Genomic DNA, 13,192 nt, shown 5'->3' with positions numbered 1-13,192 from the left:
TATCATAGCGGATTACGCGACTCTCTTCAGCCTGCGCGTGTCGCTGAAAGCGCCACAAAACGCTGTACTGAGGCACGTTGCCACTGGAATGCAGCGTAATCCGCCAGAACCTCCGGTACGTCGTCGCCGTGCAGCATCAGTCGGTTAATCATCAGCGCAAGATCGGCATCAGCAATACACCACTCGCCAAACAGATTCGGTTTGCCATGCGCCAGCAACGCCCCGGCGGTGCTAAATAGCTTTGCCGCGCTCGCCTGCGCCGTCGGGCTCAGCGGCGACAGCGTCAAGCCGCCAAAGATGACTGACGTCGGGCGCTCTTCGCGAATCGGCATCAGGTCGCTTCTCAGCCAGGCCTGAATCTGCCGGGCGCGGGCGCGTTTTTCGAGGTCGTGCGGGTAGAGACGCTCCCACTGCGGCGGCGCAAAGCGCTCATCGAGATACTCCGTAATCGCTGATGATTCGCTGAGTTCGAACGCATCCACCTCCAGCAACGGCACGCGACGCGTCTGCACGTAGCCTTTCCAGCTATCCTGCAGATGGTCGCCACGGTCGAGATCAACGGTTTTCACACTAAAGTGCAGGCCTTTTTCCTGCAAAGCGACGTAGACGGACATCACATATGGCGAATAAAACTGAGAATCTGACCACAGCGTAATCACAGGACGGCTCATAGTTTCCTCAACGGCTAACGGGTGAATACTTCAACATATCGCGTCTTTTCCAGGCTGTCACTTGATGAAAACTCACAGAGTGGTCTTCGCCGCCTATACTCGAAAAGCGGTGCCCACAACAATAATCACCTGAGTTCGGGAGTTAAGATGATTGATCTCTATTATGCTCCTACCCCAAACGGCCACAAAGTCACGCTGTTCCTTGAAGAAGCGCAGCTGGCTTACCGGCTGATACGTGTCAATATCAGTAAGGGCGACCAGTTCCGCCCGGAGTTCCTGTCGATTTCACCGAATAATAAAATCCCGGCCATCGTCGACCACGTTCCTGTGGACGGCGGCGCGCCGCTGGCCCTGTTTGAATCAGGGGAAATATTGCTGTATCTGGCGGAAAAATCAGGAAAACTGCTCAGCGGAGAGTTGCGAGAACGCCACGTCACCCTGCAGTGGTTGTTCTGGCAGGTGGGCGGACTGGGGCCTATGCTTGGGCAAAACCATCATTTCAATCATTTTGCGCCTCAACCAGTGCCGTACGCCATCGAGCGTTATCAGGTTGAGACTCTGCGGTTATACAACGTGCTGAATAAGCGGCTCGAGGTCTCCCCCTGGCTTGGCGGCGAACACTACAGCATTGCGGATATCGCCTGCTGGCCGTGGATCAACGCCCACCAACGCCAGCGTATTGACCTCGACAATTTCCCGGCAGTGAAGAACTGGTTTGAGCGCATCAGTCAGCGCCCGGCAACGGTTCTGGCGATGCAGAAGGCGCAAGCTTAATCCCGCCCTTTTCATGTATTATGGCTGGGATAACAATAAGGAGGAAACCTGCAATGTCTATGTCCCAGCCAGATGCCATCATCCGCATTAAAAATCTGCGTCTGCGTACCTTTATCGGCATCAAAGAAGAGGAAATCGCCAACCGGCAGGACGTCACTATCAATGTCGCCATCCACTATCCCGCCGAAAAAGCGCGTAACAGCGAAGATATCAACGATGCGTTGAACTACCGCACCATCACCAAAGCCATCATTCAACATATTGAGAATAACCGCTTCTCTTTGCTGGAAAAATTAACTCAGGATGTGCTCAACATCGCATGCGAACATCACTGGGTCACTTATGCTGAAGTAGAGATCGATAAACTTCACGCGCTGCGGTATGCCGACTCCGTGTCGATGACCATGAGCTGGCGACGCTAAAGCGCAACCCGGGAGGTTGCATGAAAATCCTGATTACCGGCGGTACGGGGCTGATTGGCCGTCATCTGATCCCGCGTCTGCTTGAACTCGGCCACCAGATTATCGTGGCGACCCGTAGTCCGGAAAGAGCACGCCAGCGGCTCGATGCGCGCGTCGAATTGTGGAAAGGGCTCGATGCCTGCCAGAATCTCGACGGTATTGATGCTGTCATTAACCTCGCCGGGGAATCCATTGCCGACAAACGCTGGACGGCCCAGCAAAAGCAGCGTCTGTGCGACAGCCGCTGGCAGATAACCCAGAAACTGGTTGATTTACTCAGAGCGGGCAGTACGCCCCCATCGGTCTTAATTTCGGGCTCTGCGGCGGGTTATTACGGCGATCTCGGCGAAGTGGTCGTCACCGAAGATGAGCCGCCGCACAACGAATTTACCCACAAGCTTTGCGCCCGCTGGGAGCAAATCGCCCTGCAGGCGCAAAGCGACACGACCCGCGTCTGTCTGCTACGTACCGGCGTGGTGCTGGCGCCAAGAGGCGGTATTCTGTCGAAAATGATGCCTGCGTTTAAGCTCGGGCTCGGCGGGCCGATTGGCAGCGGGCGTCAGTATCTGGCGTGGATCCATATCGATGATATGGTAAACGGCATTCTCTGGCTGCTCGATAACCCCCTCCGTGGACCGTTTAATATGGTGTCACCCTACCCGGTTCGGAACGAACAGTTTGCTCACGCACTCGGGCATGCCCTGAATCGCCCGGCGATTTTCCGCACACCCGCTGCGGCAATACGGCTGTTGATGGGCGAATCTTCAGCGCTGGTGCTGGGCGGGCAGCGGGCGCTGCCAAAACGCCTTGAAGAGAGCGGTTTCGCATTTCGCTGGTATGACTTAGAAGAAGCGCTGGCGAACGTGGTGAAATGATGCCGTCAGCAGCATGCTAAAAACCCGGTAACGCGCGTTACCGGGTTTTAGACGGGTTACTTCAGCGAACCTTTGAGGAACTGCTGCAGGCGTGGGCTTTTTGGGTTGCCGAACAGTTCATCCGGATGCCCCTCTTCTTCGATAAGCCCCTGGTGCAGGAAAATCACGTGCGATGACACGTGGCGGGCAAAGCCCATCTCGTGCGTGACCACCACCATGGTTTTCCCCTCCTCCGCCAGCTTTTGCATGATACGCAGCACTTCGCCGACCAGTTCAGGGTCAAGCGCCGAGGTCGGCTCATCGAACAGCAACACTTCCGGTTCCATTGCCAGCGCGCGGGCGATGGACACACGCTGCTGCTGGCCGCCGGAAAGATGCACCGGGTATTTAATCTGCTGGCGCTCATCAATACCCACTTTTGCCAGATATTTCACTGCGCGCTCGCGGGCTTCCTGCTTGCTCAGACCCAGCACCTGAATCGGGGCTTCCATGACGTTCTCCAGCACCGTCATATGGCTCCACAGGTTGAAGTGCTGGAACACCATTGTCAGGCGGGTGCGCAGCAGGCGAAGCTGGTTTTTGTCCGCCACCTTCAGTTGCCCGTCTTTATCACGCACCAGCGAGATATTCTGACCGCTGACCACAATGTTGCCTGCGCTCGGTTTCTCGAGGAAGTTAATGCACCGCAGGAAGGTACTCTTCCCCGACCCCGATGAGCCAATGATACTGATCACATCACCGGCATTAGCCTTCAGTGACACCCCTTTCAGCACTTCATGTTCGCCGTAGCGTTTGTGCAGATCGATTACGTTTAATTTATTGTCAGGCATGATGTTCTCAGTGTGTCGAAGAGGGTTTCACATGTTGCAGCCAGCGTTTTTCCGCCTTGCGGAACAGGCTAATCAGCACATAAGAGATAATCAGATACAGCACCGCGGCGATACCGAATGCCGTAAAGGGCTGATAGGTCGCCGAGTTAATATCGCGGGCTATCTTCAGCAAATCCGGCACCGTGGCCGTAAACGCCAGCGCCGTGGAGTGCAGCATCAGGATAACCTCGTTGCTGTAGGCCGGCAGCGCAATACGCAGCGCGGAAGGCAGAATAATGCAGCGATAGAGCTTCACGCTGGAGAAGCCGTATGCGCGAGCGGCCTCTACCTCTCCGGCAGGAACGGCGCGGATCGCACCGGCAAAAATCTCAGTGGTATACGCGCAGGTGTTGAGGGTCAACGCCAGCACCGTACAGTTCAGCCCGCTGCGGAAAAACGCGTTCAGCAGTTCAGTGCCTTTCACGATTTCCAGCGTATACATCCCCGAGTAAAACACCAGCAGTTGAACGTACAGCGGCGTGCCGCGGAAGATATAGGTAAACAGCCAGATAGGGAACTGGATGTATTTGTTGCTGGAGACGCGGCCAATCGCCAGGAACAGCGCCAGGATACCGCCCATCACCACGGAGGAGATAAGCAGCCACAGGGTAATGGCCACGCCGGTAAAGCGATAGCCGTCGGTCCACAGCAGGGACTTCCAGTATTCCTGAATAATATCGATCACAGGTCGGCCCTCTTCACACCCACGGAGTAGCGACGCTCAAGCAGCAGCAGAACACCGTTCGAAACCGTTGTGAATACCAGATAAATTACGCCGCAGACGATGGCGAAGTAAAACGGCTCCCAGGTACTCTTACCGGCAAGCTGCGTCGCCTTAACCACGTCCTCCAGTCCCAGCAAAGAGACCAGCGCCGTCGCTTTGAGGATAACCTGCCAGTTGTTGCCGATCCCCGGCAGCGCGAAACGCATCATCGCCGGAAACAGAATACGTCGAAAGGTTTGACGGCTGGTAAAACCGAAGGCGGTCGCGGCTTCAATGTGCCCTTTCGGCACCGCCAGAAACGCGCCGCGGAAGGTCTCGGTAAAATACGCGCCATAGATAAAACCCAGCGTAATAATACCGGCAATCATCGGGTCAATGTCGAACTGCGCCATCCCCATAGCGTCAGTCACGGTGTTCAGCGCAATCTGCAGCCCGTAAAAAATCAGCAGCATCAGCACCAGATCCGGTACACCGCGAATCAGCGTGGTATACCCTTCAAAAATCAGCGCCAGCACGCGATTGCCCGAAAGCTTCGCCGCCGCACCCGCCAGGCCTATCAGCACCGCCAACACCACCGAGCTGATAGCCAGCTCAAGTGTGACAAGGGCTCCCTGGAAAATAACTTGTGAAAACCCGTACAGCATTCAGCCTGTCCTGTCTGTCCAGTACCGCCGTCTCTGGAAACGTCAGAAACGGCGGCTAATGCAGTGATTACTCACCGTATACGTTGAAATCGAAGTACTTCTTCGCCAACTTCTCGTAAGTGCCATCTGCACGCATTTGTGCAAAGGCTTTATTCAGCGCTTCGCGCAGCTCGTTATCCTCTTTACGCAGGCCCATACCGGTGCCAACGCCAAACAGTTTTTCGTCCTTAATCGACGGACCGCCGAACTGGTAATCTTTACCGATTGGCTGCTTGAGGAAACCTTCGCTGGCCGCGACTTCGTCCTGGAATGCCGCATCGATACGGCCTGCCGTCAGGTCAGAGTAGATATTGTCCTGGCCCTGATAGGAGACGATTTCAATGCCTTTCGGCGCCCAGTGTTCGTTACCGTAAGTTTCCTGCGTGGTGCCCTGCAGAACGCCGACGCGCTTGCCCTTCAGCGTGCTGAGTTCAGGCGTTACCGGGCTGCCTTTTTTCACGACCAGACGAGAATCGGCTGCATAGAGCTTGTCGGTAAAGGCGATCTCCTGCTGGCGCTTTTCGGTAATCGACAGCGAGGACATAATGACGTCGATCTTCTTCGCTTTTAACGATGGGATCAGCGCATCCAGTGGGTTCTCGACGAAGGTACATTGCGTATTAATACGCTTACACAGCTCTTTCGCCAGATCGATGTCAAAACCCACCAGTTCACCCTGCGCGTTTTTCGATTCGAAGGGCGCATAAGTCGGATCGGTACCGATACGAATTTTTTGCGGAATTGCTGCGAAAGCGCAAGAAACACTGGAAAGTGCCAGCGCAAGAGAGAGCGTCAACGCCAGTTTTTTCATAACTATCCTCAACAGACTGTCATTTTTACGGGTTTAACAGAAATATCTGAAACAGTTATCGTGCCACCTTTTAGGCGATTAAGGCAAAACTTTCCACCCTTCACGCAGCACTTTTTTGCATTATAAATGCTTAACTATGCACACCCTCACCAAAATGGTGCGTTTTTTGCACCATAAAAGAGCAGGCGAAGGTTAATACACACCTGTATAGATCACTGTTTTGCCCGAAAGGCCCGGCAAGCCGGGCCTGTAGCGTCTTACTCGCCGTAGACGTTGAAGTCGAAGTATTTCTTCGCCATCTTGTCGTAAGTACCGTCTTTGCGCAGGTCAGCCAGCGCTTTATCAAATGCCGCTTTCAGCTCGACATCGTCCTTACGCAGACCCACGCCGGTGCCATCGCCAAAGAATTTCTTGTCTTTAACGGATGGACCCGCAAACGCATACTCTTTACCGGCTGGCTGTTTCAGGAAGCCTTCGCTGGCGGCGACTTCATCCTGGAATGCCGCATCAAGACGACCGGCGGCCAGGTCGGAATAGATCAGATCCTGGTTCTGGTAGGCAACAACATCCACGCCTTTGGTACGCCAGTTTTCATTGGCATACGCTTCCTGAGTGGAGCCCTGCAGTACCCCGACATGCTTGCCTTTCAGGGAGTCAATGGTCGGGACAATCGGGGAGCCCTTAGTCGCTATCAGACGTGAATCCGCCGCATACAACTTGTCAGAGAACGCTATCTCCTGCTGGCGCTTCTCGGTAATTGAGAGGGAGGAAATAATGGCATCGATTTTCTTTGCCTTCAGCGACGGGATCAGGGAGTCGAAATCACTGCCTACCCAGGTACACTTAATCTGCATGCGTTTGCACATCTCGTTACCCAGGTCGATATCGAACCCGACAAAATCGCCTTTTGCATCTTTCGATGAAAATGGCGCATAGGTCGCATCAGTTCCGATGCGAACGTTCTGCGGCAGCGCCGCAAAAGCGCTGGAAGCGCTGCTGATCCCAAGCAATAAAGAGAGAGCCAGAACTGTCTTCTTCATACATTACCCTTAAGTCTCATGATGCCGTTGCGTGTGTTATGTTGTTTATCGTGTTGTGTGTTGCAATCCACATATGCACGTTTCATGCCATTCTGGACTATCGGTTTAAAATAATCGCTAGCGTGTTAATAAAACGTTGCAAATATATCTCAAGAATGAAAGATAACAGCTATGGCAAATAAACCGCAGCGCTAAACAGCGAAAAAAGGGATTAAATGTTGAGGATTTGATCGGGGTTACAAAATCGCCCAATTCCAGGGCGAAGCGGCAAATCATGCACTATATTAGTGCAGCTAATGTGCGCCCTGCCAGCGGGTAAAGAGGTCCTCGGGGAGAGTTATGTCAAACTGGTCCAGCACCCGATTAACCGTCTGATTAATAAGGTCATCAATCGTCTGCGGTCGATGATAAAACGCCGGCACCGGCGGCATGATCATCGCTCCGATTTCCGCCGCCTGGGTCATCAACCGCAGATGGCCAAGATGCAACGGCGTCTCGCGCACGCACAGCACCAACGGGCGGCGCTCTTTCAATACCACATCCGCCGCGCGGGTCAGCAGACCGTCGGTATAGCTGTTCACAATGCCGGACAGCGTCTTCATCGAACACGGTAAAATCACCATGCCTGCCGTTTTAAATGACCCGGAAGAGATACTGGCGGCGATATCGCGAGCGTCATGCACCACGTCGGCCAGCGTCTGCACGTCGCGCAGAGAAAAATCGGTTTCCAGCGTTAGCGTCTGTCGGGCGGCCTGACTCATCACCAGATGGCTTTCCACCTCGGGAATATCGCGCAATATCTGCAGTAAACGCACGCCGTAAATTGCGCCGCTTGCGCCCGATATGCCAACAATGAGTCGTTTCATGATGTAGCCCCGCCATTCACCTGGAGCAGACTGTGACGCATTTGGCGGGCCGTTGCAAGAAGCAGTCCCCCGATTCTGACGAAACGGGGGAGCGGAGGAGATTACCCTTCGTTATGCATCTCTAAGTTTTCCACTTCGTTCTGACGCTGCACCGCTTTGGCATCGTCATTACGCAGGGAATCCAGATAGTCGAGATACTGCTGATCGACATCTTTCGTCACGTACACGCCGTTAAACACCGAGCATTCAAACTGCTGGATATCCGGGTTTTCAGCACGCACAGCGTCGATCAGATCGTCAAGGTTCTGGAAGATAAGGCCATCAGCGCCGATAATCTGGCGGATCTCATCAACTTCACGGCCATGGGCGATCAGTTCGTTAGCGGTCGGCATATCGATGCCGTACACATTCGGAAAGCGAATTTCCGGTGCAGCGGAAGCCAGATACACCTTCTTCGCCCCGGCTTCACGCGCCATCTCAATGATCTGCTCCGACGTGGTGCCGCGGACGATGGAATCATCCACCAGCAGCACGTTCTTGCCACGGAACTCAGCGCGGTTAGCATTAAGCTTGCGGCGTACGGACTTACGACGCAGCTGCTGGCCCGGCATGATAAAGGTGCGACCCACGTAGCGGTTCTTCACAAATCCCTGGCGGTACGGTTTGCCCAGGATGCGCGCAATTTCCAGCGCGATATCGCAGGAGGTTTCCGGAATCGGGATGACCACGTCGATATCCAGATCTTCCCACTCGCGGGCAATTTTCTCGCCGAGTTTGGTGCCCATGTTAACGCGCGCGCTGTAGACGGAAATTTTATCGATAAAAGAGTCCGGACGCGCAAAATAGACATACTCGAACAGGCACGGGTTGCTGACCGGGTTATCCGCGCACTGACGGGTAAAGAGCTGACCTTTTTCGGTAATGTAGATAGCTTCGCCCGGCGCGACGTCGCGCAGGAACTCGAAGCCCAGGGTATCCAGCGCCACGCTTTCCGACGCCACCATATATTCGGTACGGCCATCGCCAATATCGCGCTTACCCAGCACCAGCGGACGAATGCCGTTCGGATCGCGGAAGGCCACCATACCGTGTCCGATAATCATCGCCACACAAGCGTAAGCCCCGCGAATCTGGCGGTTAGTCGCCGCAATTGCAGCAAAAATGTTGTCGGCTTCAAGCGGATAGTGACGGAAGTTATCCAGCTCGCTGGCAAATACGTTGAGCAGGATTTCAGAATCAGACGTGGTGTTGATGTGACGACGTTTCTCTTCAAACAGCTTTTTACGCAGCTCATGGGCATTGGTCAGGTTGCCGTTGTGCGCAAGGGTAATGCCATAAGGAGAGTTGACGTAAAAAGGCTGCGCCTCAGACGCGCTGGAGCTGCCTGCCGTCGGGTAACGAACATGACCAATCCCCATATTACCCTGCAGACGCTGCATGTGGCGGGCTTCAAATACATCGCTCACCAGGCCGTTCGCTTTACGCAAACGGAAGCCGTTGTTTGCATCAATCGTGATGATGCCAGCGGCATCCTGACCACGGTGCTGCAGCACCGTTAACGCGTCATAAATCGACTGGTTGACCGGCATAACACCGGCGATACCGACAATACCGCACATACGTCTTTTCCTCGTTAAGCAACGACCCAAAGCTTATACTTTGGGCAAGAAACTTGACGAGCTTTGAAGGTATTCAAAAAACCATCTGATAACCGGTGAAAAATAGGGAATAAACTGCGACTGCTGCCAGTCTGCGCTCTTTGCCATACCGGTAAAGGTGTCGAGGAAGAACAGAATAGCGGCGATAATCAGCACCCCACGCAATGCGCCGAAGCAGATCCCCAATACCCTGTCAGTACCCGACAAACCGGTCCTCTCCACCAGCTGACCTATCACGTAGTTGATGATAGCGCCAACGATGAGCGTCGCGATAAACAGCGCCGCAATAGCAATCCCGTTTCGAACCCGTTCGTCTTCAAAGCCCGTAAACCAGACAGACAGATCAGTATAGTAATGGCTTGCCACGTAAAAAGCACAGCCCCACGTCACTAACGATAATGCTTCACGAACAAAGCCGCGGATAAGGCTCACCAAGCAAGAAAAGCCCAGTACCGCAATGATGGCGTAATCAATCCAGACCATATGTGTCCCACGATGTTACGCCCTGTCGTCCGGTTCGGGGCGCATTCTAACAGAAAAAGAAAACGTTTGCGTAGGGATTTCCGTGCCCTACAAAATAAAAAAAGCGCTGAAAAAATGTTCAGCGCCAGGTGCCATAACGGCTTTTTTCCCTCGCGCAGGCCCTCTCCTCTTGCGGAAGAGCGGCCAGCCAAAGGACGGATTAGTTCGGCGTATATCCCATCACGACGCCGCTCAGCCCCGACAACTGCTGCAGTTCGCCCAGTGAACCTTTCAGCTTGTCTTTCGACGCGTCAGGCCCCACCAGGATACGGGTAATTTTACCCTGTGTCGGTGTAGAAGGCGACGTATAAACCTTAAAGCCTGCGCCGCGTAATTTCCCTACGATTTCATTGACTTTGTCGGCATTCTTCAGCGCGCCAAGCTGCACGATATAGGCCTTGCCGACCGGCGCGGGCATGTTGTCCGCAACCGGTTTCTGCGGCGCAGGCGCCGACTCCGTCGCCACGGCCAGCTGCTCGCTGGCAACATCACGCGTCGGTTTCGGCGGCTGTGGCTGTGGCTTTTGCGCCACCGGTTTGGGCTTCGGCGGAATCACCGGCGCTGGCGTTTCGTCGATATCGCTACCGCCGCTGTTAACCGCCATTCGCGATGCGTCCAGCGAAGGCGCAGCGGCATCCCCGGCCCGCACCTCTTCCGCCGCCCCTTCCGGCGGCTGCGACGGTAACGCCTGTGTTGCGGCAGGCAGCATATCCGGCTCATCCCGGTCGCCAGGCTTCGGCACCAGCGGGATCGCCGCAAACTCATCCTGATAATGCTTTTTCTGCCCGTCAAGCAGCCCGGGGAGCACAATCACCCCGAGCGCCACCAGCGCAATGGTTCCGACTAAACGATTCTGAAACTTACTCGCCACCGGTTCTCCCCGCGTCCATCTCTTCCATTACATGGGCTACCGTGTGGAAAGAACCACACACCAGCACCGTATCTTCCGGGCGCGCATCGGCCATTGCCGTATGCCACGCCTGCGTTACAGTGGCATAGACTTCGCCATCACGCAAATGTTCCACCAGCTGTTCCGCCGTCGCGCCTCGCGGCCCCTCAAGCGGCGCACAGTACCACTTATCGACAACATCCGTCAGACACGCAAGCGTACCCGCAATATCTTTATCATGAAGCATACCAATCACCGCCAGCGTGCGCCCGGTCTTTGGCAACGTTTTGAGACGTCCGGCGAGGTATGCCGCGGCGTGCGGGTTGTGCGCCACATCGAGGATAAGCCGCGGCGCCATACTGACGACCTGAAAACGCCCCGGTAATATCGCGCTGGCGATACCGTCGTGAATCGCCTGCTCACTGACCGAAAGCCCGCTGGCGCGCAATGCGGCAAGCGCGGTCGCGGCGTTAGGCTGCGGCACCTGCGGCAGCGGTAAACCGCCCAGTACGCCCTGCTTATCGCTAAACCGCCAGCTGTCGTTCGCCACCTCAAAAGCCCAGTCGGCGCCGCGGCGCCGCAGTAGCGCCCCTTTTTCCACCGCGACGTCGGCAATGGTCTGCGGCATCTCCGGCTCCCCGACCACGGCCGGTTTGCCCGCACGGAAAATCCCCGCCTTCTCGCGGCCAATGCTTTCACGGTCCGGCCCCAGCCAGTCGATATGATCCAGCGCAATACTGGTCACCACCGCAACATCAGCATCCACGATGTTCGTCGCGTCCAGGCGGCCGCCAAGCCCCACTTCGAGGATAACCACATCCAGTTGAGCGGCTTTAAACAGCCACAGCGCGGACAAGGTGCCGAACTCAAAATAGGTCAGCGATGTCTCGCCCCTTGCCGCTTCAATGGCGGCAAATGAAGCCGTATGCGCCGATTCCGGCAATTCTTCGCCCTGAATCCGCACCCGCTCGGTGTAGCGCACCAGGTGCGGCGAACTGTAGACGCCCACCTTATAGCCTGCGGCCATCAGGACGGATTCCAGCGTGCGGCAGGTCGTGCCTTTACCGTTGGTTCCCGCGACGGTGAAGACGAATGGCGCCGGTTTCTGCACGGCCATCCGCGCCGCCACATCGCTCACGCGCACTAACCCGAGATCGATCGTTTTTGTATGCAGATGTTCAAGATAAGAAAGCCACGTGGCCAGGGGCGACGTGGCGAGAGGAATTTGGTCTTTTTCCATGATGCCCGCGATTGTTAACGGTTAAGAAAAGCAAAAAGGGCAGCGCCTGGTGGCCCTGCCCTTTGCATTATCAGGCCTCTGGTTCCTGATCCGGTGCCGGCGACACCACCACGCCTTCGCGCGGTGTATCGGGATTCGGCGCCGGGAGATTCATCAGCTTCGCCAGGATGCTGGCAAGCTTAAAGCGCATTTCCGGACGGCGAACAATCATGTCGATCGCGCCTTTTTCGATCAGGAATTCGCTACGCTGAAAGCCCGGTGGCAGCTTTTCACGTACAGTCTGCTCAATAACGCGAGGGCCTGCAAAGCCGATCAGCGCTTTCGGTTCGGCAATGTTGAGATCGCCAAGCATCGCAAAGCTTGCGGACACGCCGCCCATGGTCGGGTCAGTCAGTACGGAGATGTATGGCAGACCACGTTCCTGCATTTTCGCCAGCGCTGCAGAGGTTTTCGCCATCTGCATCAGCGACATCAGCGCTTCCTGCATGCGCGCGCCGCCGGAGGCGGAGAAACACACCAGCGGGCAGTTATTTTCCAGCGCCTGTTCGACGGCACGGACAAAACGCGCGCCGACCACAGAGCCCATTGAGCCGCCCATAAAGGAGAACTCAAACGCCGCCGCGACAACAGGCATGCCGAACAGCGTACCTTTCATTACGACCAGCGCGTCTTTCTCGCCGGTCTCTTTCTGCGCAGAGGCCAGACGGTCTTTGTATTTCTTAGAGTCACGAAACTTCAGCACGTCTTTCGGCTCAAGTTCGCTACCCAGTTCCACCAGCGTTCCTTCGTCCAGCAGGCTATGCAGGCGATTGCGCGCTGTCATACGCATGTGGTGATCGCACTTCGGGCAAACCTCCAGGTTGCGCTCCAGCTCTGCACGGTACAGAACCTGACCGCAGCTGTCGCACTTGGTCCATACCCCTTCCGGGATACTCGCCTTGCGGGTGGGGGTTATATTGCTTTTAATTCGTTCAATCCAGCTCATTGATAACCTTTCTGCCTGAACCTGGTCGATGCCAGTTTTGCCATAAGCGGCAAATAATGCCATTTTTACCGCTTACAGACCATGAAATGTTGCACATTAAAACATAAGAGCCAGAAACATGGGA

General features: G+C 55.4%; 15 protein-coding genes. 3 read left to right on the top strand and 12 right to left on the bottom strand.

All coding sequences use genetic code 11. From position 1 onward, the window contains the following. Positions 1–26: 26 nt before the first annotated feature. Positions 27–671 carry a glutathione transferase gene (gene yfcF / locus JO226_RS09855; RefSeq protein ID WP_293548275.1) on the bottom strand — a complete coding sequence of 215 codons (645 nt, stop codon included), beginning with the start codon at positions 669–671 and terminating at the stop codon, positions 27–29. Positions 672–818: 147 nt separating this feature from the next. Between yfcF and yfcG the strand changes: the two genes are divergently transcribed. Genes yfcG through JO226_RS09840 form a run of 3 tightly spaced genes read left to right on the top strand, consistent with a single transcriptional unit; the run spans position 819 to position 2,781 of the window. Next, a complete protein-coding gene (gene yfcG, locus JO226_RS09850; protein ID WP_293548273.1) occupies positions 819–1,445 on the top strand; it encodes a GSH-dependent disulfide bond oxidoreductase in 627 nt (208 codons plus the stop codon). A 59-nt stretch (positions 1,446–1,504) separates the two neighbouring features. Next, positions 1,505–1,867, top strand: a complete 363-nt coding sequence (gene folX / locus JO226_RS09845) for a dihydroneopterin triphosphate 2'-epimerase (RefSeq protein WP_293561385.1) — start codon at positions 1,505–1,507, stop codon at positions 1,865–1,867. 20 nt (positions 1,868–1,887) lie between these two features. Then, on the top strand, positions 1,888–2,781 hold the full coding sequence (locus JO226_RS09840; protein WP_293548271.1) for a TIGR01777 family oxidoreductase: 894 nt from the start codon (positions 1,888–1,890) through the stop codon (positions 2,779–2,781). A gap of 56 nt (positions 2,782–2,837) precedes the next feature. Here JO226_RS09840 and hisP read toward each other — a convergent pair whose 3' ends face one another. From hisP to accD, 11 genes are all read right to left on the bottom strand, one after another. Beyond that, the gene (hisP, locus tag JO226_RS09835) at positions 2,838–3,611 is read right to left on the bottom strand and encodes a histidine ABC transporter ATP-binding protein HisP (protein ID WP_293548269.1); all 774 of its coding nucleotides are present in this window, start codon (positions 3,609–3,611) and stop codon (positions 2,838–2,840) included. 7 nt (positions 3,612–3,618) lie between these two features. Then, a complete protein-coding gene (locus JO226_RS09830; protein ID WP_293548268.1) occupies positions 3,619–4,335 on the bottom strand; it encodes an ABC transporter permease in 717 nt (238 codons plus the stop codon). After that, positions 4,332–5,018, bottom strand: coding sequence for a histidine ABC transporter permease HisQ (locus tag JO226_RS09825; RefSeq protein WP_293548267.1), 687 nt, complete (start codon positions 5,016–5,018; stop codon positions 4,332–4,334). Before JO226_RS09825 ends, JO226_RS09830 begins: the two co-directional genes overlap by 4 nt. Positions 5,019–5,085: 67 nt before the next feature. Further along, positions 5,086–5,868: a histidine ABC transporter substrate-binding protein HisJ gene (hisJ, locus tag JO226_RS09820; protein ID WP_293548265.1), complete on the bottom strand. Its 783-nt coding sequence runs from the start codon at positions 5,866–5,868 to the stop codon at positions 5,086–5,088. 257 nt (positions 5,869–6,125) lie between these two features. Beyond that, positions 6,126–6,908, bottom strand: a complete 783-nt coding sequence (argT, locus tag JO226_RS09815; RefSeq protein WP_293548264.1) for a lysine/arginine/ornithine ABC transporter substrate-binding protein ArgT — start codon at positions 6,906–6,908, stop codon at positions 6,126–6,128. 293 nt (positions 6,909–7,201) lie between these two features. Further along, positions 7,202–7,774, bottom strand: a complete 573-nt coding sequence (locus tag JO226_RS09810; protein ID WP_293548263.1) for a UbiX family flavin prenyltransferase — start codon at positions 7,772–7,774, stop codon at positions 7,202–7,204. Between the two features lie 101 nt (positions 7,775–7,875). Next, a complete protein-coding gene (gene purF, locus JO226_RS09805) occupies positions 7,876–9,393 on the bottom strand; it encodes an amidophosphoribosyltransferase (protein WP_293548261.1) in 1,518 nt (505 codons plus the stop codon). Between the two features lie 33 nt (positions 9,394–9,426). Continuing rightward, on the bottom strand, positions 9,427–9,915 hold the full coding sequence (gene cvpA / locus JO226_RS09800) for a colicin V production protein (protein ID WP_293548259.1): 489 nt from the start codon (positions 9,913–9,915) through the stop codon (positions 9,427–9,429). Between the two features lie 199 nt (positions 9,916–10,114). Next, on the bottom strand, positions 10,115–10,825 hold the full coding sequence (gene dedD, locus JO226_RS09795; protein ID WP_293548257.1) for a cell division protein DedD: 711 nt from the start codon (positions 10,823–10,825) through the stop codon (positions 10,115–10,117). Continuing rightward, positions 10,815–12,083: a bifunctional tetrahydrofolate synthase/dihydrofolate synthase gene (gene folC, locus JO226_RS09790; RefSeq protein ID WP_293548255.1), complete on the bottom strand. Its 1,269-nt coding sequence runs from the start codon at positions 12,081–12,083 to the stop codon at positions 10,815–10,817. Before folC ends, dedD begins: the two co-directional genes overlap by 11 nt. 70 nt (positions 12,084–12,153) lie before the next feature. Further along, positions 12,154–13,068: an acetyl-CoA carboxylase, carboxyltransferase subunit beta gene (gene accD, locus JO226_RS09785; RefSeq protein WP_293548253.1), complete on the bottom strand. Its 915-nt coding sequence runs from the start codon at positions 13,066–13,068 to the stop codon at positions 12,154–12,156. Between the last annotated feature and the right edge of the window lie 124 nt (positions 13,069–13,192).

Origin of the sequence: Pluralibacter sp., assembly GCF_019237635.1 — a bacterium.
Lineage (GTDB): Bacteria > Pseudomonadota > Gammaproteobacteria > Enterobacterales > Enterobacteriaceae > Enterobacter_B.
This window is presented reverse-complemented; position numbering and strand designations above follow the sequence as displayed.

Coding starts and splice junctions, on each gene's coding strand:
- JO226_RS09825 (WP_293548267.1), bottom strand. CDS start 5,018: ATGCTGTACGGGTTTTCACAAGTTATTTTCCAGGGAGCCCTTGTCACA.
- yfcG (WP_293548273.1), top strand. CDS start 819: ATGATTGATCTCTATTATGCTCCTACCCCAAACGGCCACAAAGTCACG.
- hisJ (WP_293548265.1), bottom strand. CDS start 5,868: ATGAAAAAACTGGCGTTGACGCTCTCTCTTGCGCTGGCACTTTCCAGT.
- accD (WP_293548253.1), bottom strand. CDS start 13,068: ATGAGCTGGATTGAACGAATTAAAAGCAATATAACCCCCACCCGCAAG.
- hisP (WP_293548269.1), bottom strand. CDS start 3,611: ATGCCTGACAATAAATTAAACGTAATCGATCTGCACAAACGCTACGGC.
- folC (WP_293548255.1), bottom strand. CDS start 12,083: ATGGAAAAAGACCAAATTCCTCTCGCCACGTCGCCCCTGGCCACGTGG.
- purF (WP_293548261.1), bottom strand. CDS start 9,393: ATGTGCGGTATTGTCGGTATCGCCGGTGTTATGCCGGTCAACCAGTCG.
- folX (WP_293561385.1), top strand. CDS start 1,505: ATGTCCCAGCCAGATGCCATCATCCGCATTAAAAATCTGCGTCTGCGT.
- argT (WP_293548264.1), bottom strand. CDS start 6,908: ATGAAGAAGACAGTTCTGGCTCTCTCTTTATTGCTTGGGATCAGCAGC.
- JO226_RS09840 (WP_293548271.1), top strand. CDS start 1,888: ATGAAAATCCTGATTACCGGCGGTACGGGGCTGATTGGCCGTCATCTG.
- cvpA (WP_293548259.1), bottom strand. CDS start 9,915: ATGGTCTGGATTGATTACGCCATCATTGCGGTACTGGGCTTTTCTTGC.
- yfcF (WP_293548275.1), bottom strand. CDS start 671: ATGAGCCGTCCTGTGATTACGCTGTGGTCAGATTCTCAGTTTTATTCG.
- JO226_RS09810 (WP_293548263.1), bottom strand. CDS start 7,774: ATGAAACGACTCATTGTTGGCATATCGGGCGCAAGCGGCGCAATTTAC.